Below are 20,463 nucleotides of genomic sequence, written 5' to 3' on the forward strand. Positions count from 1 at the left end.
CGTGGGCCGACTTGAAGCCAAAGGACTGCTCTGCGAGCGGGATGACAGAATACTGTTCAGCGATCTCTCCTTCGACGTGAACGCCGGGGAGTGGATCCAGATCGTCGGGGGCAACGGCGCGGGGAAAACCACCCTGCTGCGGCTGCTCACCGGCCTGGCGCGCCCCGATGCCGGGGAGGTCTGCTGGCAGGCTGAGCCCCTGCATCGGGTGCGCGACAGCTATCATCAGAATCTACTGTGGATTGGCCACCAGCCGGGGATCAAAACCCGGCTGACGGCGCTGGAGAACCTGCGTTTTTTCCATCACCACGGCGATACCGCCCGGTGCCTGGAAGCGCTGGCGCAGGCCGGGCTCGCCGGCTACGAAGACCTTCCCGTCAACCAGCTCTCCGCCGGTCAGCAGCGCCGCGTGGCGCTGGCGCGTCTCTGGCTGACCCACGCCACCCTCTGGATCCTCGACGAACCCTTTACCGCCATCGACGTGAACGGCGTTGACCGCCTGACCCGGCGCATGGCCGACCACACCGCCCGGGGCGGGATGGTGATCATGACCACCCACCAGCCGCTGAACGTGGCGAGCGACAAAATCCGCCGTATCGCGCTGAGGGCAGCATCATGATGTGGCGCATCTTCCGCCTCGAGCTGCGGGTGGCCTTCCGCCACAGCGCGGAGATCGCTAATCCGCTGTGGTTTTTCCTGATCGTTATCACCCTTTTCCCCCTGAGCCTTGGCCCGGAGCCGCAGCTGCTGGCGCGCATCGCCCCCGGCATTATCTGGGTCGCCGCGCTGCTCGCCTCGCTGCTGGCCCTGGAGCGCCTGTTTCGTGACGATCTGCAGGACGGCAGTCTCGAACAGCTGATGCTGCTGCCTCTGCCGCTCCCGGCGGTAGTGCTGGCGAAAGTGATGGCGCACTGGATGGTGACCGGACTGCCGCTGCTGATCCTCTCCCCGGTGATTGCGCTCCTGCTCGGCATGGACCTTTACGGCTGGAAAATCATGGCCCTGACGCTGCTGCTGGGCACGCCGACGCTGGGCTTTCTCGGCGCGCCGGGGGTGGGATTAACGGTAGGGCTCAGGCGCGGCGGGGTGCTGCTGAGCGTACTGGTGCTGCCGTTAACCATCCCGTTACTGATTTTTGCTACCGCCGCGATGGATGCGGCTTCCATGCGCCTCCCTGTTGAGGGGTACATGGCTATTCTGGGCGCGCTGCTGGCTGGCAGCGCAACGTTAAGCCCGTTCGCGACGGCGGCTGCGCTACGCATCAGCGTGCAGTAGCGCGGTATTCATTCGTTTGTCTGAATCTGGTAACTGAATTATGTGGAAAACACTTCATCAACTGGCGATCCCGCCGCGGCTCTATCAGATCTGCGGGTACTTCATCCCCTGGCTGGCGATTGCCAGCACGCTGGTGCTGGCCGCGGGCTGGATCTGGGGTTTTGGCTTCGCGCCTGCGGATTATCAGCAGGGAGAGAGCTACCGCATTATCTATCTGCACGTCCCGGCCGCTATCTGGTCGATGGGGATCTACGCCGGGATGGCGGTGGCGGCCTTTATCGGCCTGGTCTGGCAGCTGAAAATGGCCAATCTGGCCCTGGCGGCGATGGCGCCCGTCGGGGCGGTATTGACCTTTATTGCGCTGGTGACCGGCTCGGCGTGGGGCAAACCGATGTGGGGCACCTGGTGGGTCTGGGACGCGCGTCTGACCTCCGAGCTGGTGCTGCTATTTCTCTACGTCGGCGTTATTGCCCTGTGGCACGCCTTTGATGACCGCCGCCTGGCCGGACGCGCCGCCGGGATTCTGGTGCTGATCGGCGTGGTGAACCTGCCGATTATTCACTACTCGGTGGAGTGGTGGAACACCCTGCATCAGGGCTCTACCAATATGCAGCAAAGTATCGATCCGGCGATGCGTATGCCGCTGCGGCTGGCGATTATCGGCACGCTGCTGCTGTTCATCACGCTGACGATGATGCGGATGCGGAACCTGATTTTGTTGATGGAAAAACGTCGCCCGTGGGTGGGTGAACTGATGTTAAAAGGAGGCCGCCGGTGAACAGCGCATTTGCATCCTGGAGTGATTTTTTTGCCATGGGCGGGTACGCCTTTTACGTCTGGCTGGCGGTGGCGATGACCCTTATCCCGCTGGCGGTACTGGTGGCGCATACCGTCATGCAGCATCGCGCCATCCTGCGCGATATCGCCCAGCAGCGGGCGCGGGAAACCCGCCTGCGTGCCGCTCAGGCACGGGAGGCCGTATGAATCTCCGACGTAAAAACCGTTTGTGGGTCGCCTGCGCCGTGCTGGCGGGGCTGGCCCTGACCATCACCCTGGTGCTCTATGCCCTGCGCTCCAGTATCGACCTGTTCTATACCCCGGGGGAGATCCTCTACGGCAAGCGCGAAACGCAGCAGCTGCCCGAGGTGGGCCAGCGCCTGCGCGTGGGTGGGATGGTGCTGCCCGGCAGCGTTAAGCGCGACCCCCACTCCCTGAAGGTTAACTTCAGCATCTACGATGCCGAAGGGGAGGTAGATGTCACCTACGAAGGTATCCTGCCGGATCTGTTCCGCGAAGGGCAGGGCGTGGTGGTGCAGGGGGAGCTGGGCGCGGGAAATCATGTCCAGGCCAAAGAGGTGCTGGCCAAACATGATGAAAACTACACCCCGCCGGAAGTGAAAAAGGCGATGGAGGAGAATCACCGCCGTCCGGCGAGCGTCTACAGGGATAACGCATCATGATGCCTGAACTCGGTAACGCCCTGCTGTGTCTGGCCCTGGGCGTGGCGCTCCTGCTCTCTCTCTACCCGCTGTGGGGCGTGGCGCGGGGCGATCGGCAGATGATGGCCTCGGCCAGGCTGTTCGCCTGGCTGCTGTTTATGCTGGTGATGGGCGCGTTTATCGTGCTGATCCATGCCTTCGTGGTGAATGACTTTTCGGTGACTTATGTCGCCAGCAACTCCAACACCCAGCTGCCGGTCTGGTATCGCGTGGCGGCTACCTGGGGTGCCCACGAGGGCTCTTTGCTGCTGTGGGTGCTGCTCATGAGCGGCTGGACCTTCGCCGTGGCGCTGTGCAGCCAGCGGATGCCGTTGGAGATCGTGGCGCGCGTGCTGGCGGTGATGGGGATGGTCAGCGTCGGCTTCCTGCTGTTTATTCTCTTCACCTCCAACCCTTTTGCCCGCACCCTTCCGGACTTCCCGATTGAGGGGCGCGACCTCAATCCGCTCCTGCAGGATCCGGGCCTGATCCTGCATCCGCCGCTGCTCTATATGGGCTACGTCGGCTTCTCGGTGGCCTTTGCTTTTGCCATCGCCGCCCTGCTGAGCGGGCGTCTGGACAGCACCTTTGCCCGCTTTGCCCGCCCCCTGGACACTGGCGGCGTGGGTCTGCCTTACCCTGGGGATCGTGCTCGGCTCCGCGTGGGCCTATTACGAGCTGGGCTGGGGCGGCTGGTGGTTCTGGGATCCGGTCGAGAACGCCTCGTTTATGCCGTGGCTGGTGGGCACCGCCCTGATGCACTCCCTGGCGGTCTCCGAGCAGCGCGCCAGTTTCAAAGCCTGGTCGCTGCTGCTCTCCATCTGCGCCTTTTCCCTGTGCCTGCTGGGCACCTTCCTTGTGCGCTCCGGGGTGCTGGTCTCGGTGCATGCCTTCGCCTCCGATCCGGCGCGCGGGATGTTTATCCTCGCCTTTATGGTGCTGGTGATCGGCGGCTCGCTGCTGCTGTTTGCCACCCGCGGGCACAGGGTGCGCTCCCGGGTGAACAATGCCCTCTGGTCCCGCGAATCGCTGCTGCTCGGCAACAACGTTCTGCTGCTCACCGCCATGCTGGTGGTGCTGCTGGGCACCCTGCTGCCGCTGGTGCATAAGCAGCTGGGGCTGGGCAGTATTTCCATTGGAGAGCCGTTCTTCAATACGATGTTCAGCTGGCTGATGGCGCCCTTTGCGCTGCTGGTGGGGATCGGGCCGCTGGTGCGCTGGGGCCGCGACAGGCCGCGTAAGCTCCGCGGTCTGCTGGCGATCGCCCTGGTGAGCACCCTCGCGCTCTCACTGCTGCTGCCATGGTTGTTCGGCAACCGGATTGTCGCCATGACGGTGGTCGGGCTGGCGATGGCATGTTGGGTCTTTGTGCTGGCGCTGGCCGAAGTGGCGCTGCGCGTCTCCCGTGGGGCGAAGCTGACCCTCAGCTATGGCGGGATGGTCGCCGGGCACCTCGGGCTGGCGGTCACCCTCGTCGGGATCGCCTTCAGCCAGAACTACAGCGTCGAGCGGGACGTGCGCATGAAGGCGGGGGATAGCATTGAAATTCATGATTATCGCTTCACCTTCCGCGACGTAAAAGACATTACCGGGCCGAACTACCGGGGCGGCGTGGCGACGATTGGCGTGACGCGCAACGGTAAAGTCGAAGCAGTGTTGCAGGCGGAAAAACGCTTCTACAACAGCGCCCGTTCCATGATGACCGAAGCGGCGATTGATGGCGGCATCACCCGCGACCTGTATGCCGCTCTCGGGGAGGAGCTGGATAATGGCGCCTGGGCCGTGCGTCTCTATTACAAACCTTTTGTCCGCTGGATCTGGGCCGGGGGATTACTGATGGCGCTGGGCGGGCTGCTGTGCCTGGGCGATCCGCGCTACCGCAGGCACAACAAGGCATCGGAGGCCGTATGAAGCGCAACATCCTGTTAGTGCCCTTCGTTATTTTTCTGCTGATTGCGGCGGCTCTGCTGTGGCAGCTGGCGCGCAACGCTGAGGGCGACGATCCGACGACGCTGGAGTCGGCCCTGATCGGCAAACCGGTGCCTGGCTTCCGTCTGGAGTCGCTCGATAACCCCGGCCAGTATTATCAGGCCGACGTCCTGACCCAGGGCAAACCGGTGCTGCTCAACGTCTGGGCGACCTGGTGCCCGACCTGTCGGGCCGAGCATCAGTACCTGAACCAGCTATCCGCGCAGGGGATCCGGGTGGTGGGCATGAACTACAAAGACGATCGCCAGAAAGCCACCGCCTGGCTGAACGAACTCGGCAACCCGTACGCGCTGAGCCTGTTTGATGGCGACGGCATGCTGGGGCTGGATCTGGGGGTCTACGGCGCGCCCGAAACCTTCCTGATCGACGGAAAAGGGATCGTTCGCTATCGCCATGCGGGGGCGCTGACCGCCCAGGTCTGGCAGAGTGAGATCAAACCGCTGTGGGATCGCTACAGCAAGGAGGCCGCACAATGAGATTTTTACTGGCCATGCTGATGCTGGTAGTCGCCGGGTCGGCGCTGGCCACCATTGACGTGATGCCCTTTAAGGATGAAGCCCAGGAGCAGCAGTTCCGCCAGCTGACGGAGCAGCTGCGCTGCCCAAAATGCCAGAACAACAGCATCGCGGATTCCAATTCCATGATTGCCGTCGACCTGCGGTATAAGGTCTACGCCCTGATACAGGAGGGGAAAAGCAATAAAGAGATCGTGGAGTATATGGTGGCGCGCTACGGCAGTTTCGTCACCTACGATCCGCCTTTGACCCCGCTGACCATTCTGCTGTGGCTCCTGCCGCTGGCCGCCATTGGCGCGGGGGGCTGGGTGATTTATGCCCGCTCACGTCATCGGGTGCGGCTGATGCAGGAGAAGGTGACCGACAGCGACGTGCCGCAGGGCAAACGCGCGGGCATAGGACTTTATGCGCCTGGGGTAGCGATCGCGCTGGCGATCGGGGCGGGGAGCTACTGGCAGACCGGGCACTATCCGCAGGTGAAGGTCTGGCAGCAGGCGACGGCCCAGACGCCGGTCCTGCTGGAGCGGGCATTAAATCCGCAGGCGCAGCCGCTGAATGAAGAGGAGCTGGCGCGTCTGGCGCTCGGGCTTCGCACCCGTTTGCAAAGCGATGCCGGGAATGTCGAAGGCTGGATCATGCTGGGCCGTATCGGGATGGCGCTGGGCAATGCCAGGACGGCAACGGAGGCGTACGCCAACGCTTACCGACGCGCGCCCGACAATAGCGATGCCGCCTTAGGCTACGCTGAAGCCCTGACGCGCTCGACCGATCCGGATGATAACCGTCTGGGCGGGGAGCTGCTGCGCCAGCTGGTGAAAAGCGATCGTGCCAACGTGCGCGTCCTGAGCATGTTTGCGTTCAATGCCTTTGAGCAGCAGAGATTCAGTGAGGCGATTGCGGCCTGGGAGAGGATGCTGAAGCTACTTCCTGCCAGTGATACCCGCCGTTCGGTGATTGAGCGCAGTATCCAGCAGGCGAGGGCAGAGGGGAAATAGCGCTCCGGCCCGGTTACAGGCCGCGCGTCTGCAGGAACAGAATGGTGGCCGCCACCCGCGAGCGCAGGTTCAGCTTGCGCAGCAGGTTGCGAATATGCACTTTCACCGTCTGCTCGGCAATGTTAAGCGCCGCGGCGATCTGTTTATTCGACAGCCCCTGCGCCAGCTCGTGGAGTACGTCCAGCTCGCGCTCAGTCAGGACGCTTAACGGATCGGCGGTCACGCCGGAGGTATCCCGCTCCCGCAGATATTCGCTGACGTGCTTGCTGAAGGTTTTCCCGCCTCTGGCTCCTCGCAGAATGTCCTCCAGTAACTCTTCCGGATCGCTGTCTTTCAGCAGATAACCGTCGGCACCGGCATTGATCAGGGTAGCGATATCGCTGGTGGAATCTGAGGCGGTCAGGATGATGATCTGCGCGGTAATGTCGTGCCGACGCAGCGCATTGAGAGTATCGAGCCCGCTCATGCCTTTCATGTTGAGGTCCAGCAGGATCACATCCGGCTCAAGACGGTTCGCCAGGCCGACGGCGCTCTCCCCATCGCCCGCTTCGGCCACCACCTGAAAGTCGCTGTTCAGCGCCAACAGCTGACGAATGCCCCTGCGCATCAGTGGATGATCGTCCACGATAAGTACCTGAAAAGGCGTTACTTCTGCCATACTCCTCTGTCCCTGTATACTGTGTGGGTTTTTATGGCGATAGTGTATGCCCCAGGCTGCGGTTTTGCACCGGGTATCGGCCTGAGACTTGAGCCCTTTCTCACTAAGATTTGTCTGACGCTCGCTACCCTGACCCGCATCTGTATAATACCGACGAACGCGCCGGCAGCGCCCGCGCGGATGTCGGGTGAGTATGAAGAGGGAATGATGTCCGGTATTGCGCATTACTATGAACAGCAGCAGGTTAGCAGCCCGCAGCAGGTGGCTTCGCTATCGGCGCAGACGTCCTCTGCCGGGATGACGCAGACCAGCGTACCCGCCTCCTTTCAGCAGGTCACTAACGCTTCGCAGCCGATCGTCGCCCAGCCAGTAACACACTCATCGCAATCCGCCGATCGCCGCCAGGCAGCAGTTGCCGCCACGCCCGCCTCCTTTGAACAGTTGGGGCAGTACGCCAGCCTCGAAGGCTGGCGTGAAAATCAACTTGCACTGATGAACCGCTTACCTCAGTACCGAAACAGCCGCTCCGGGCCCGCGTGGTCGCCCCCCGGAGGCATCCGTGGGATCCGCAATAACAATCCCGGCAATCTGGAGGCCAGCTGGGCCTTCACCTGGCAGGGACAGAACGGCACCGACGGCCGGTTCGCCACCTTTGCTTCACCGGAACACGGGATCCGCGCCCTTGGCGTAAACCTGCTTGCCTACCAGCGGCGCGGGCTGGATACCATCAGTAAAATTATTAACCGCTGGGCGCCGCCGCAGGATAATAACAATACCACCGCGTACATTCAGAACGTCAGTCAGGCCCTCGGTGTCTCACCGACCACCCGGCTGGATGTGGCCTCACCCGCAATCTTAACCGCGCTGAGCAAGGCCATTATTCATCAGGAGAATGGGAACGTGCCGTTTTCCGATGAGACGATCGCGAACGGAATATCGTCGGCGCTGGGGATGGCGGCGCTTTCGGACAGCCCAACGCCGGTATTGAAAGTATCAGCTGGCGAGCGCCCGATCCCGGGCAATCATCTGGTGGATCAGCTCACTGGCCGGTAACGGCTTATAGAAAAAGTACCCCTGCATAAAATCGATGTGCTTACGGCGTAAATAGTCTGCCTGCGCCTGGGTCTCCACCCCTTCAGCAATGATCTTCAGGTGCATGTTTTTCGCCAGTTCGATCACGCTGTCCACCAGCCGCGTATCCTCACTCACGCCAATCTGGCTGACAAACAGCTTATCAATCTTAATGAACTCCGGATTCAGGGCCGAGATATACGACAGATTCGAATAGCCGGTGCCAAAGTCATCCAGCGCCACTGAAATATTGGCCTCGCGCAGCGCGGCAAACCAGTTACTTAATTGCGGCGTAAAATGCAGCGGATGCCGCTCGGTGATCTCTACCACCACGTGGCTCTGATTGGCAGTGAATTTACTCAGCATGTCGCGGGTATCACATGCAAAACCGGGATCGAGACAGTTTTGCGCGCTGATGTTGATACAGATATAGGTCCCTACGGGGAAACGGTGGATCTGATCCTGCAGATCGGCAATCACCTGCTGCATCAGCAGGTGGGTGAGGGGAACGATCAGGTCATGCTGTTCCGCCAGCGGAATAAAGGCATCGGGGGGACACCGCGCCGTACAGCGGATGACGCCAGCGGGCCAGCACTTCGATTCCGGCAATCTGGCCGGTGCTGGCATTCATAAAGGGCTGATAGAAGGGCACAATCTGCCGCTGTGCAATCGCCGTGCGTAGCGCGTTGACTGAGGCGCTAAACCGTCCTGAAAAGTAGCGGGCGAACCTGGCATTCAGGCTGGCCCGCAGTGTGTGTACGTTAATCATGGTCAGTTTCATCGCGGCTTGGGTCAGGCAACCGCAAAACCGGCTGCCTGACGGGGCTAGATCACTCGTCTGGTATTAAAACTGCACCCAGTCGCCCGAATCTTGTGCCGCGGATTTTTTGACCGTGGCTGGCATGACGGTCCGGGCGGCAACGGCCCGCGACGGGGAGGAGTCTGAGACTTTAAAGACGGCTACAACTTTCTCCAGCTGGACGGCCTGATCCTCCAGCGAACTGGCGGCGGCAGAGGACTCCTCCACCAGGGCGGCGTTCTGCTGGGTAGTGGTGTCCATCTCAGCCATCGCCTGCGCGATTTGCGAGATGCCGCGGCTTTGCTCATCGGTTGCTGCCGCAATTTCGCTCATGATGTCGCGAACCTGGGCGACAGAGCCTTCGATGCGAGACATGGCGTCGCCAGCCCCTTCCACCAGGTTATAGCCAGTGTCGACAAACTCCACCGACTCGCCGATCAGGTTTTCAATCTCCTTCGCGGACTGGGCGCTGCGCTGGGCCAGGGTGCGTACCTCGGCGGCGACCACCGCAAAGCCTTTGCCCTGATCCCCGGCGCGCGCGGCTTCTACGGCAGCGTTGAGTGCCAGGATGTTGGTCTGGAAGGCAATACTGTTAATAACCGTGGTGATCTCAGAGATACGGTGCGAGCTTTGACGCACGTTCTTCATGGTGTCGATCACTTTCTGCGCAATCTGGCTTCCTTCGGTAGCATTCACCGAGGCTTCCTGGGCCAGCGTGCGCGCGTGTTTGGCGTTCTCGGCGTTCAGCGCCACGGTGGAGGTCAGCTCTTCCATACTGGCTGCGGTTTCGACCACCGCGGCAGACTGCTGCTCGGTACGCGACGACAGATCCATATTACCGGCGGCAATTTCGGAGGCCGAACGTGCCACGCTATCCACGCCGTTACGCACGTCATGAATGATGTTTTTCAGGTTCTCATTCATGGTCGCCACGGCATTCATCAACATACCCGGCTCGTCGCGGCGGTTGCTGCTGAGAGTCGCGGTGAGATCGCCTTTGGCAATCAGCTCGGCCACGCGCAGGGTTTCGATAAGCGGACGGGTAATGGAATGGGTGATACCCAGTGCCAGCAGTACGGCCAACACGATGCCGATTGCAGCTACGGTCGGCATCTGCATCTGCACGCTGCTGACGGTTTCATCCACTTTTTTCTGCTGTCTGTCGTACATCGCCTGGATGGCGTTGGTCAGGTTGAGCGCTTTGCCGGTTAAGGCGGTGGACAGGTTGGATTGCTCCGTCCAGATGGCGCGGTAATGTTCCAGCTCACCTTCAATATTGTGCATGTTGTCCAGTGCCGCCTGCAGCATAGGCTTCTGGGCTTCCGGCATGAGCGAGATAAGCTGGGTAATATTGTGTTTACCTGCCTCCAGACGACTCTGGATCATCTTCTCCATCTCCGGGGTCGGATGCTGCCGGTAGGCCGTCACCTGAGAGTCAATATCACTCATGGCAAACGCCACCTGCGCCGTCAGCAACTCGGTTTCAGGCGATTGCGCGGCGTCCCGGCTCATTCCGGCAACGAGTTCGGCGTTGTCGTTCAGCACCTGAGAGGAGATCTTTTGCTCGCTGATTTTCTTTTCAGACAAGGCCCGGGTAAAAGGCACCAGCGTCTCGATATAGCTGTTCACCGCGGCTGCGGTGCTGTCCAGCGACGCTTTGCCGTCCGGCGTCCAGCTAAAGGTATTCAGCGTGGCGAGGGTGTCCTGCATCCTGGCGGTGGCAGCGTTCACATTATCCAGGTACTTCTGATCCAGCGTGTACTGGAAATTAGTCCGGTTCAGACGCACTGTGGAGAGGGCATTGAACAGGTTGGTGGTGACGCCATTCTTCGTGACTTTGTCCTGAATATTATTCAGCCCCAGCAGGCCGGAGGCGAGGATCGCCAGGGTCAGAATCAGCAGTACCGAAAAGCCGAGAAATAATTTTCGGCCGACTTTTAAATTCATAAAGCGATTGATTATGCTCATAGGTCTTCCACTATCGGTGCATGCCGATAAAAAGTGTTTTTATGCTATTTTTGCCATCATTAGCGGGGATAAAATTCCCTGGTGTTGGTTTTCAAAATCTAAAAAAAAAGCCCCTCGCATTATTGCTCAGGGCGAATGCCTGGGTTGACATCACTCACTCAGACTATCTGGTTTCTCCCTTGTATTGCCAGGCTGAGGCGGGAGTTCACTCATCCTGTAATATACTGGTATCACATCCTGATAATTAATCATGTAGCCGCGACCCTTTATGTTGCGGATAAAGTCTGCGGGCAGCCCCAGCAGACCCAGCTTTTTATTCAGGTTGTTTAATACTTGCCACAGCCGCTGTGAGGAAGGCGATAAGTTATTCTCCTCCCATATTTTATCGAACAGCTCTTCTTTACTGATCGCGCTGCGGCGACCATGCTCCAGCAGATAGAGAAAAAGCCTGAGCATGGTTTCATTAAAATAGATTGATGCAAACGCTATACTTTTATCGGTCTGGCTACCGGTGAGCCGATACAGCCTGCGATTAGAAATATCGAAGTGAATCTCATCACCGATCATAAATCCATAGAGTCGATAGCCCATTTATTTCATACCTGGATAATTAAATAAAATACCGATCCCGACCTGCACGCCGAACATAAGCCCACACCATTTATGTGGGGGATTATATGGCTGCTATGAATGCTTTCCAATACACACCCCGGTGCGCTATATGAAAGCGGTTGAGAATCCTTCGGGTGTAGTGCTTTCGTTGCCGTAAACACTATTTTTGGTCTTAAACGCTGCCTGTTTTGCTGTGGTTTTGCTTTTATCCTGATTTTGCGTGATGAGGCCATGCATCAAGAGGATATGGTGTATTTAAGCGTCACCTTAGCATTTTGCACTGATTCGTGAGGGCATGGCGTTTGCCGATCCGCACACCGTTTTTCTGTGCACTCAGAATGCGATGAATGACGAAAAAAGAGGAGTGAAGTTAAATGATTTATACTGAATCAGGGGGTGGGCTGTCGCCACGTTTTCCGCTACGGCAGGGGTTTTTTTGACAACTAGCCTGTTGATAAATAATCTAAAAAATCTGAATCAGAAATTTGATCAGCGTTGTCTATTTTAAAATGAGCCAGTGGGCATGAAATGAAACCTGTTTTTCTGATTAACGAAACCGTCCTCTTTGAGCCGGATGCCCGCCGCCTGTGCTCGCTTGCTGACTACCCATCACGCGCGGTCATCCTGCACGGGCCAGTGAGTGAGTGCCTGCTTCAACTCCTTGAACAGAATGAGCAGGTGCTGACCCAGCGCTACCTGTTTGCCGCGGTATGGGAGAAACAGGGCGCCGTCGTGACCACCAACGCGCTCTACCAGACCATCGCCTCGATCAGAAAAGCACTGAAATCTGCCGGGCTGGAAGAGAACGTCATCATCACTATCCCAAAAGCGGGGTTTAAATCTGTCGCTCAGCTGCGGGTGGGTACCCTGGCGGAGTTTGTTGAGCAGAATAAAACAGTTTCAGCGCCTGTTTTGGCCGATGTATCCTCCGAAATAGCCCAACCTGAAACTCCGCCCCCAGTGACGCAGCGCGCACCTCGTTTCTGGCGATCCTCCATGCTTTACTGGCTGGCAGCGGCGCTTTTTTTACTCTCCTGCGGCGTACTTTATTCTCAGTTGACACCTGCGGAACCGGTCTTTATGGGTTATCACCCCATTGGTACGATTGATGGCTGTGAGGTCTATTCCTCATGGCGCGAAACAGAGAAAAGCCAAAGAATGTGGGCCTCGTTGTCACAGCGTTTTCCGCTGAGTTGTAAAACCGGGAAAATAGCCTACATGACCCTGAACCGGGCGCAGTTAGGCATATCGGTGATAATTTGCGACCGCGCGCCGGATAATCGTGAGGCGCGCTGTGAGTCTATTTTTTACAGGCAGCCATATTATGACAATGAATAAGCAGGCGTTGCGCTGGGGGATTATTTTTCTGGGGGCAGTCTCCCCGCTGCTTGTTGCCGGGTATCTGCATTATCAGCGCAATAATTTTAGCTGCGAAACTCACACCACTATTGTGGAACAGCGTGCGGTAATCGACATAATAATGAGTTTTACCTTTAAGGATGGCGTCGGAAGCTATGACGCTTCCGGGGAGTATATCGAAGAGAATAAACCGCCGGTGGCGATCAGTAATAAGGTGGGATTTACCTACTGGCGTGAAGAGGGCGAAGTGATTCTGGTCTCTAATCAAACCAATGTCCTGCCGAAGAAACATTTACACTATCTCGCCTATGTCCCGGATTTCTTTCAGCACCGGGAGCGGGGAATAAGATTAAATATTCTTCCTGCCAATGCTGACAGCTATTATTTTACCTACAGCAATGCGCCGGTAATGTACTGTACGAAAGGGTAATCCCGCGCCACCCTGGGGGTTGTTTTGACACCCCTTTTTGACTTTGTTGCCTCTGTTTACACTTGATTACAGATAGATAATGAGTATAGTTCTCATTCTCTTTAGTGTTTGCGGGCGCGTAGGGACTTTCCCGCATCAACAGTGAGTGCAGATCTCACACGGAACACTGAGTGTTAACGGTGGACGCTGCACTGGCCTGATGGCCCGAAATCACAATCCTAATCGCAAAACATAAGCGACACAGGCGTCCACCTCAAATTCGATTTGCACGGTAAAGGATGTTCCTGATGTCAAAAAAATTGTCCGCCCTGGCGCTGATGGTGGCTGTCTCACTCAGCGGCTGCGCCGCTCAAAACACCGCGACAACCGCGCCCGCTGCTGATGCCCCGAAACCTGCTGCCCCGGCGCAGACTAACGTCGTCAAACGCGATCTCGCTGACGGCCTGTACGAAATGGTCCTCAACCCCAAAGGCGATGCGCTGTACGTTGCCAGCTCGGAAGGCTTCAAGGATGTGCAGGGTGGGGTGGTGTACAAGCTCGATCCGACGACCCTGAAAACCCTCGGCCGTAGCCATACCGACCTGAAAAACTTCGCCCTCGCACTCTCTGAGGACGGTCAGACCCTCTATGCCACCAACTCGCTGGACGGCGGGATCAGCGCCATCAGCACCGCCGACGGCAAGGTTAAAAAACGCCTGCTGTTTACCGAGCGCAACAAAGAGGGCTACCCGTACGGCGCGCGTCAGGTGCTGCTTCATAACGACGTGCTGTACATTGGCGGCGTGGCCGATCCAGCGGTGATCTGGGTGGTGGATGCCAGGACGCTGAAGCTGAAAAAAACGATCCAGAACGCGGGGCAGTGGGTCACCGGCCTGATGTGGTCTGAGCAAACCCAGCGCATTTACGTGGCCAATGGCGGCGGGGAGATCCTGGTGCTGGATCCTAAGAGCAACCGCATCGAGAAACGCTGGAAGCCGCTCGGCGACAAACCGGCGCTGCTGCTTAATCTGGCGGAAGATACCGCGACCGGCCGCCTGTTTGTCACCGACAACTCTAAAGCCAAAACCACGCTGGTGCTGGATATCCATACCGGTGAAGTGATCAAACAGCTCGACGTGGGCGACTCGCTGGCGGTGAAGTTCAACCCTGAACGCAACGAGCTCTACATCACCCAGCGCGAGAGCGGCAAGCTGCTGAGCCTGGATGCCACCACCTATGCCGTGAAGCAGAGCTGGGATCTGCCGCCGAACCCGAACAGCCTGCTGCTGTCGGCGGACGGCCAGACGCTGTACGTCACCGTGAAGCAGGCCTTTAACAAAGACCACTCCACCAACGGGCCGGACAGCGTTGTGCGTATCGCCCTGAAATAATCTTTCTCATAACAATTAAGGCCCGGCAACGGGTCATTTTGCGCGAACTTTGAACGAGCTAATCATGAACCACACCAGAAAAATGAACAAAACGCTGCTGGCCCTCGCCATTGGTGCGATCGCCCATTCCGCCATGGCGGCGGACGATAAAAAGGAAGAGACCATCGTGGTCCAGTCTGCTGCCAGCGACTTTAAACCCGGCGGCGACCAGCTGGTGCCAGCCTTCCTTGACGGGCAGGTGGCAAACGGCGGACGCATGGGGATGCTCGGTCAGCAAAATGCCATGGACGTGCCGTTTAACATCATCAGCTACACCTCTAAGCTGGTGGAAGATCAGCAGGCGCACACCATTGCCGACGTGGTGGCTAACGATGCGGGCGTCCAGTCCGTGCAGGGTTACGGCAACAGCGCGGAGAGCTACCGCATTCGCGGCCTGAAGTTCGACGGGGATGACATGACCTTCGGCGGCCTCTCCGGCGTGCTGCCGCGTCAGGTGGTCGATGCGCAGATGGTCGACCGCATTGAGATTTTCAAAGGCGCTAACTCCCTGATGAACGGCGCGGCCAGCTCTGGCGTCGGCGGGATGATCAACCTTGAGCCAAAACATGCGGGCGCAACGCCGCAGGCGAAAGTGGGCGTGGACTACACCTCGGATTCGCAGATTGGCACCACCCTCGATGCCGGGCGTCGCTTCGGCGACAGCGACCAGTTTGGCGCCCGCGTTAACGTGGTGCACCGTGAAGGCGAAGCGCCGGTGGCGAACGACCGCCGCCGCACCACGCTGCTCTCCACCGGTCTCGACTATGCGGGCGACAACTTCCGCAGCTCCGTGGACCTGGGCTATCAGAAGAAAACCTTCCACGGCTCGGAGACCGGGGTCAACGTGGCTGGCGTGAACTTCGTGCCAGAACCGCCGAAGAACGATCGCAACTACTCCCAGAAATGGGCCTACAGCAATATCGAAAACGAATTCGGCATGTGGCGCAGCGAGTACGACATTACCGACAGCTGGACCGCCTATACCGGTCTCGGTGCCCAGCACGCCCATGAAGAGGGGCTCTACAGCGGCGCGAAGCTGGTCGATAAGAGCGGCAAAGCCACCGCGTCCCGCCTGGATACCAACCGCATCAGCGATTCTGTCAGCGGCATGGCGGGTATTCGCGGCAACTTTGCCACCGGTTTTGTGACCCACAAGGTCAACGTCGGCTACTCGGCGATGACCAAAAACGAGAAAATTGCGTGGAAAATGTCGGCGGCGAAGGATAACCCGGTGACCAACATCTACCACAACACCGGCGTGGATGCGCCGCCGAGCACCAACTCCAATGGCGCAGGCGGCAACTACAGCGATCCGCTGACCAGCGGCCGTACCCGCACCCAGGGCTGGCTGCTGAGCGACACCCTCGGCGTGCTGGATGACAAACTGCTGTTCACCGTCGGGGCCCGTCATCAGAAGGTGGTGATCCGCGGCTATAACAAAGTGACCGGGATGGAAAACGCCGGCGACAGCTTCGACGGCGACCGCTGGATGCCGACCTATGGCGTGGTCTACAAGCCGTGGAACGAGATCTCACTGTATGCCAACCACACCGAGGCGCTGCAGCCGGGTAAAACCGCGCCTAACACCGCCACCAACTATGGGCAGAGCACCGGCATCGTCCACTCTAAGCAGAACGAAGTGGGCGTGAAGGCCGATTTCGGTCGCGTCGGCGGCTCGCTGGCGCTGTTTGAGATCAAAATGCCGTCCGCCATTCTCGACAGCCAGACCAAATATTACGGTCTGGATGCCGAACAGCGTAACCGCGGCGTTGAGCTGAACGTCTTTGGCGAGCCGATGCTGGGCCTGCGTCTGAACGCCAGCGCCACCTGGCTGCAGGCGGAGCTGACCAAAACCAACAACGGAGTGAACCAGGGCAACGACGCCATTGGCGTTCCGTCGTTCTACGGCGTGCTGGGCGCGGAGTATGACATCAAGCCCGTCGACGGCCTGACCGCCACCGCCCGCGTGAACCACTCCGGTTCTCAGTATGCGGATCTGGCCAACAGCAAAAAGCTGGACAGCTACACCACCCTGGATCTGGGCATGCGTTACCGCTTCGCGGTCAACAATGACCAGAATCAGATGACCGTTCGCGCCGGAATTGAAAACGTCACCGACGAGAACTACTGGTCAAGCGTGGACGACGGCGGCACCTACCTGTTCCAGGGTGAGCCGCGCACCTTTAAGGTCTCCGTCGGCTACGAGTTCTGAGTTCGACCCTCGTTATCGGGGCAGGGATGCCCCACCTTCCGACTGTTATAAAAATGTAATCAATTGTTCTTATAGTGTTCCCACTTTGTCATTTCTTAGCCTAAAGAAAGGAAGCCATCGTGGGTAAACCTCTTAAGTCCGTATTCAAAAAAGAACATCGCGACGATGTCAGCAATCCCAGCGCTAACCCGGTATTTTCCAGCGTGGCGGAGATGTTCCTCTCCCGCCGCCGTTTCCTGCAGATGGGTGCCGTTGCCGGTGCCGCCGCCTCTTTCCCTTTTTTACTCAAACCTGAAAACGCCCTGGCCGCGGTTTCCCAGCCGTCAGCCCTGAGCAAAGCGGTCGCGCTCGGCTTTACCAGCATTCCGGTCTCAACGGAGGATACGGTCAGGGTGCCCGAGGGCTACATCGCGCGGCCTTTCTACCGCTGGGGTGACGCCACCGGCATCAAGGGGAATATGCCGGCATTCAAATATGACGCCAGCAACACGGCAGACGAGCAGGCGGCGCAGGCGGGCATGCACCATGACGGCATGGCGTGGTTTAGCCTGCCGCAAGGGGAGAATAATCCCGGCCACGGTCTGCTGGCGATGAACCACGAATATATCGACAACGGCATGCTCTTTAGCGACGGCACCGCCAGCTGGAGCCTGGACAAGGCGCGTAAAGGCCAGAACGCCATGGGCGTGTCGATTATCGAAGTGAAAAAGAACGGCAGCGACTGGGAAGTGGTGCGCCCCTCCGGCTTTGCCCGCCGCATCACGGTGAACACCCCGATGCAACTCACCGGCCCGTCGCGTCAGCAGACGTTAATGAAAACCGCCGCCGATCCTCAGGGCGAGCGGGTGCTCGGCACCATGCAAAACTGCGCCAACGGTTATACCCCCCTGGGGAACCTACCTCACCTGCGAAGAGAACTGGTCGGATATTTTCGTCAAGAAAGGCGAGCGTAACGCGCTGGAAAAGCGCTACGGCATCAGCGATAGCGATGAGTCCTACCGCTGGAGCGAAGTGGACGACAGGTTCAGCGTGGATAAAACGCCTAACGAGCCGAATCGCTTTGGCTGGGTGGTCGAGATCGATCCCTACAATCCCGACTCCACGCCGCGCAAACACACCGCGCTGGGGCGCTTCAAGCATGAAGGCGCCGCCGTCACCCTGGCAGCCGATAAGCGCGTGGTCACCTATATGGGCGACGACCAGAAGTTTGAGTACATCTACAAATTTGTTTCCGACAATAAATACAGTCCGGCGGATCGCGAAGCCAACCTGCAGCTGCTGACCGCCGGCACGCTCTACGTCGCCAGATTCAACGACGACGGCTCCGGCGAGTGGCTGCCGCTGGTGTTTGGCCAGAACGGCCTGGATAAAAGCAACGGGTTCGAAAGCCAGGGCGATCTGCTGATTAAAACCCGTCTGGCGGCGGATGCCGTGGGGGCGACGAAGATGGATCGTCCGGAGTGGATTGCGGTCGATCCGCATAACGGCGGCAGCGTTTACTGCACCCTGACCAACAACAGCGATCGCGGCAAAGAGGGCAAAGCGCCGGTGGATGCCGCCAACCCGCGGGCAAACAACGCGTTCGGCCACATTATGCACTGGCACGAAGAGGGCGGCGATCCTGCCGCGTTACGCTTCAAGTGGGACATCCTGGTGCTGGCCGGGCGAACGGACACCGCGGATGAAAAGGCGAAGGGAAGCATGAAGGGCGCCGAATTTGGCAGCCCGGACGGCCTGTCGTTTGACCATCAGGGCGTGCTCTGGATCCAGACCGACGTCTCCTCGAGCACCATTAACAAGAAAGCGTATGAGGGGATGGGCAATAACCAGATGGTGGCAACCATTCCGGGCACCAACGAGTATCGCCGCTTCCTGACGGGCCCGCGCGGGTGCGAAATCACCGGCATTGCGTTCACCCCGGACAACCGCACGCTGTTTATTAATATTCAGCATCCTGGCGAGGGCGGGGATGACATTACCGACCCGGCAAACCCGCGCGCCGTTTCTAACTGGCCGGACAACAATCCGCAGGGACGTCCCCGCGCCTCGACGGTGGTCATCACCAGAGCGGACGGCGGCATTATCGGTTCGTGATCGCCTCCCGCCGGGCAGCAACCGTTGCCCGGCGTTTAACTTGCTCCCGTCTGCCTGAAGTGTTAAAAGGTGCCCCTTCCATAAAAAGAGACAGGGCCAGGCCGTGAGAAACGCCTCATCCGCTTCAGATAAAAGTGTTGCTGAAGCCGCGTCGGAACAGACACCGACGCTCCACCGTGGTTTACAGAACCGCCATATTCAACTTATCGCTCTCGGTGGCGCTATCGGCACCGGGCTGTTCCTCGGCATAGGCCCCGCCATTCAGATGGCCGGCCCCGCGGTGCTGCTGGGTTATGCCATCGCGGGTATTATCGCTTTTCTGATCATGCGCCAGCTCGGCGAGATGGTGGTGGAAGAGCCGGTCTCCGGCTCCTTTGCCCATTTTGCCTACAAATACTGGGGCCCGTTTGCTGGCTTCCTCTCCGGCTGGAACTACTGGGTAATGTTCGTGCTGGTGGGCATGGCGGAGCTGACCGCCGCGGGCATCTATATGCAGTACTGGCTGCCGGACGTGCCGACCTGGATCTGGGCGGCGGTGTTCTTCATCATCATTAACGCCGTTAACCTGGTGAACGTGCGCCTGTACGGGGAGACCGAGTTCTGGTTCGCCTTAATCAAGGTACTGGCGATCGTCGGTATGATCGGCTTTGGCCTGTGGCTGCTCTTCTCCGGACACGGCGGCGAGCGGGCGACCATCGACAACCTCTGGCAGCACGGCGGCTTCCTCGCCACCGGCTGGAAAGGGCTGGTGCTCTCCCTGGCGGTGATCATGTTCTCCTTTGGCGGGCTGGAGCTGATCGGCATTACCGCCGCCGAAGCCCAGGATCCGCATAAAAGTATCCCGAAAGCGGTCAACCAGGTGGTGTACCGTATTCTGCTGTTCTATATCGGTTCGCTGGTGGTACTGCTGGCGCTCTATCCGTGGGTGGAAGTGAAGTCCGACAGCAGCCCGTTTGTGATGATTTTCCACGATCTGAACAGCAACGTGGTGGCATCGGCGCTCAACTTTGTGATTCTGGTGGCCTCGCTGTCGGTCTATAACAGCGGCGTCTACTCCAACAGCCGGATGCTGTTTGGCCTCTCGGTGCAGGGCAACGCGCCGAAGTTTTTAACCCGCGTCAGCCGTCGCGGCGTACCGGTCAACTCGCTGCTGCTCTCCGGGGCCATCACCTCGCTGGTGGTGCTGGTCAACTACCTGCTGCCACACGAAGCCTTTGGCCTGCTGATGGCGCTGGTGGTCGCGACTCTGCTGCTGAACTGGATCATGATCTGCCTGGCGCACCTGCGTTTCCGCGCGGCGATGCGCCGCAAAGGGCGCGAGACTCAGTTCAAGGCGCTGCTCTACCCGGCGGGGAACTATATCTGTATCGCCTTCCTGGCGATGATCCTGGTGCTGATGTGCACCATGGACGGCATGCGCACCTCAGCAATCCTGCTCCCGGTTTGGGTCGTGTTCCTGTTTGTGGCGTTTAAGCTCTCCCGCAAGAAGTAGTGCGCCTTTTGCCCGGCGGCGCTGCGCTTGCACGGGCCTACAAAACCGTAGGCCGGGTAAGCGAAGCGCCACCCGGCAGAAATGCGAGCACACAGCAGAACCGTAGG

General features: G+C 59.0%; 17 protein-coding genes and 3 pseudogenes. 15 read left to right on the forward strand and 5 right to left on the reverse strand.

The genetic code is table 11. The features are described 5' to 3' along the window. Nucleotide 1 precedes the first annotated feature (1 nt). From ccmA to AAHB66_RS05505, 8 genes and pseudogenes are all read left to right on the forward strand, one after another. Nucleotides 2-619: a cytochrome c biogenesis heme-transporting ATPase CcmA gene (ccmA, locus tag AAHB66_RS05470; protein WP_347115448.1), complete on the forward strand. Its 618-nt coding sequence runs from the start codon at nucleotides 2-4 to the stop codon at nucleotides 617-619. Then, entirely contained in the window at nucleotides 613-1,275 is a 663-nt protein-coding gene (gene ccmB / locus AAHB66_RS05475) for a heme exporter protein CcmB (RefSeq protein WP_347116426.1), read from the forward strand. Before ccmA ends, ccmB begins: the two co-directional genes overlap by 7 nt. Before the next feature lie 40 nt (nucleotides 1,276-1,315). After that, entirely contained in the window at nucleotides 1,316-2,053 is a 738-nt protein-coding gene (locus tag AAHB66_RS05480) for a heme ABC transporter permease (protein WP_347115449.1), read from the forward strand. Continuing rightward, nucleotides 2,050-2,259, forward strand: coding sequence for a heme exporter protein CcmD (ccmD, locus tag AAHB66_RS05485; protein ID WP_347115450.1), 210 nt, complete (start codon nucleotides 2,050-2,052; stop codon nucleotides 2,257-2,259). Before AAHB66_RS05480 ends, ccmD begins: the two co-directional genes overlap by 4 nt. Then, nucleotides 2,256-2,735: a cytochrome c maturation protein CcmE gene (gene ccmE, locus AAHB66_RS05490; protein WP_347115451.1), complete on the forward strand. Its 480-nt coding sequence runs from the start codon at nucleotides 2,256-2,258 to the stop codon at nucleotides 2,733-2,735. Before ccmD ends, ccmE begins: the two co-directional genes overlap by 4 nt. Further along, nucleotides 2,732-4,664, forward strand: a pseudogene (locus AAHB66_RS05495) (heme lyase CcmF/NrfE family subunit). Before ccmE ends, AAHB66_RS05495 begins: the two are co-directional and overlap by 4 nt. Further along, a complete protein-coding gene (gene dsbE, locus AAHB66_RS05500; protein WP_347115452.1) occupies nucleotides 4,661-5,218 on the forward strand; it encodes a thiol:disulfide interchange protein DsbE in 558 nt (185 codons plus the stop codon). The pseudogene AAHB66_RS05495 and the gene dsbE overlap by 4 nt, the downstream one beginning before the upstream one ends. After that, the gene (locus AAHB66_RS05505) at nucleotides 5,215-6,252 is read left to right on the forward strand and encodes a cytochrome c-type biogenesis protein CcmH (protein ID WP_347115453.1); all 1,038 of its coding nucleotides are present in this window, start codon (nucleotides 5,215-5,217) and stop codon (nucleotides 6,250-6,252) included. The genes dsbE and AAHB66_RS05505 overlap by 4 nt, the downstream gene beginning before the upstream one ends. Nucleotides 6,253-6,265: 13 nt before the next feature. On the opposite strand, the gene narP is transcribed toward AAHB66_RS05505, so the two are convergent. Further along, nucleotides 6,266-6,910, reverse strand: coding sequence for a nitrate/nitrite response regulator protein NarP (gene narP / locus AAHB66_RS05510; protein ID WP_347115454.1), 645 nt, complete (start codon nucleotides 6,908-6,910; stop codon nucleotides 6,266-6,268). A 558-nt stretch (nucleotides 6,911-7,468) separates the two neighbouring features. Between narP and AAHB66_RS05515 the strand changes: the two are divergent. Continuing rightward, nucleotides 7,469-7,861, forward strand: a pseudogene (locus AAHB66_RS05515) (hypothetical protein); the annotation flags it as partial. Between the two features lie 42 nt (nucleotides 7,862-7,903). On the opposite strand, the gene AAHB66_RS05520 reads toward AAHB66_RS05515, so the two are convergent. The 4 genes from AAHB66_RS05520 to AAHB66_RS05535 form a co-directional block, all read right to left on the reverse strand. Next, entirely contained in the window at nucleotides 7,904-8,590 is a 687-nt protein-coding gene (locus AAHB66_RS05520) for an EAL domain-containing protein (protein WP_347115455.1), read from the reverse strand. After that, nucleotides 8,499-8,750 (reverse strand): EAL domain-containing protein, encoded by a 252-nt coding sequence (locus AAHB66_RS05525; protein WP_347115456.1) that lies wholly within the window; start codon nucleotides 8,748-8,750, stop codon nucleotides 8,499-8,501. Before AAHB66_RS05525 ends, AAHB66_RS05520 begins: the two co-directional genes overlap by 92 nt. Before the next feature lie 75 nt (nucleotides 8,751-8,825). Further along, entirely contained in the window at nucleotides 8,826-10,748 is a 1,923-nt protein-coding gene (locus AAHB66_RS05530) for a methyl-accepting chemotaxis protein (RefSeq protein WP_347115457.1), read from the reverse strand. 150 nt (nucleotides 10,749-10,898) lie between these two features. Continuing rightward, nucleotides 10,899-11,339 (reverse strand): winged helix-turn-helix domain-containing protein, encoded by a 441-nt coding sequence (locus AAHB66_RS05535; RefSeq protein ID WP_347115458.1) that lies wholly within the window; start codon nucleotides 11,337-11,339, stop codon nucleotides 10,899-10,901. Between the two features lie 549 nt (nucleotides 11,340-11,888). Between AAHB66_RS05535 and AAHB66_RS05540 the strand changes: the two genes are divergently transcribed. The 6 genes and pseudogenes from AAHB66_RS05540 to pheP all read left to right on the forward strand — a co-directional run bounded on the left by AAHB66_RS05540 (nucleotide 11,889) and on the right by pheP (nucleotide 20,356). Then, the gene (locus tag AAHB66_RS05540) at nucleotides 11,889-12,698 is read left to right on the forward strand and encodes a winged helix-turn-helix domain-containing protein (RefSeq protein ID WP_347115459.1); all 810 of its coding nucleotides are present in this window, start codon (nucleotides 11,889-11,891) and stop codon (nucleotides 12,696-12,698) included. After that, complete coding sequence (locus tag AAHB66_RS05545) at nucleotides 12,685-13,149, forward strand: hypothetical protein (protein ID WP_347115460.1); 465 nt, start codon at nucleotides 12,685-12,687, stop codon at nucleotides 13,147-13,149. Before AAHB66_RS05540 ends, AAHB66_RS05545 begins: the two co-directional genes overlap by 14 nt. 287 nt (nucleotides 13,150-13,436) lie before the next feature. Next, complete coding sequence (locus AAHB66_RS05550; protein ID WP_347115461.1) at nucleotides 13,437-14,519, forward strand: hypothetical protein; 1,083 nt, start codon at nucleotides 13,437-13,439, stop codon at nucleotides 14,517-14,519. A 64-nt stretch (nucleotides 14,520-14,583) separates the two neighbouring features. Beyond that, the gene (locus tag AAHB66_RS05555; protein WP_347115462.1) at nucleotides 14,584-16,770 is read left to right on the forward strand and encodes a TonB-dependent siderophore receptor; all 2,187 of its coding nucleotides are present in this window, start codon (nucleotides 14,584-14,586) and stop codon (nucleotides 16,768-16,770) included. Between the two features lie 119 nt (nucleotides 16,771-16,889). Further along, nucleotides 16,890-18,864 (forward strand): annotated as a pseudogene (locus tag AAHB66_RS05560) (PhoX family phosphatase). Between the two features lie 103 nt (nucleotides 18,865-18,967). Continuing rightward, on the forward strand, nucleotides 18,968-20,356 hold the full coding sequence (pheP, locus tag AAHB66_RS05565) for a phenylalanine transporter (protein WP_347115463.1): 1,389 nt from the start codon (nucleotides 18,968-18,970) through the stop codon (nucleotides 20,354-20,356). Nucleotides 20,357-20,463 lie beyond the last annotated feature (107 nt).

The sequence above is a fragment of the Leclercia sp. S52 genome, assembly GCF_039727615.1.
GTDB lineage: Bacteria > Pseudomonadota > Gammaproteobacteria > Enterobacterales > Enterobacteriaceae > Enterobacter > Enterobacter adecarboxylatus_B.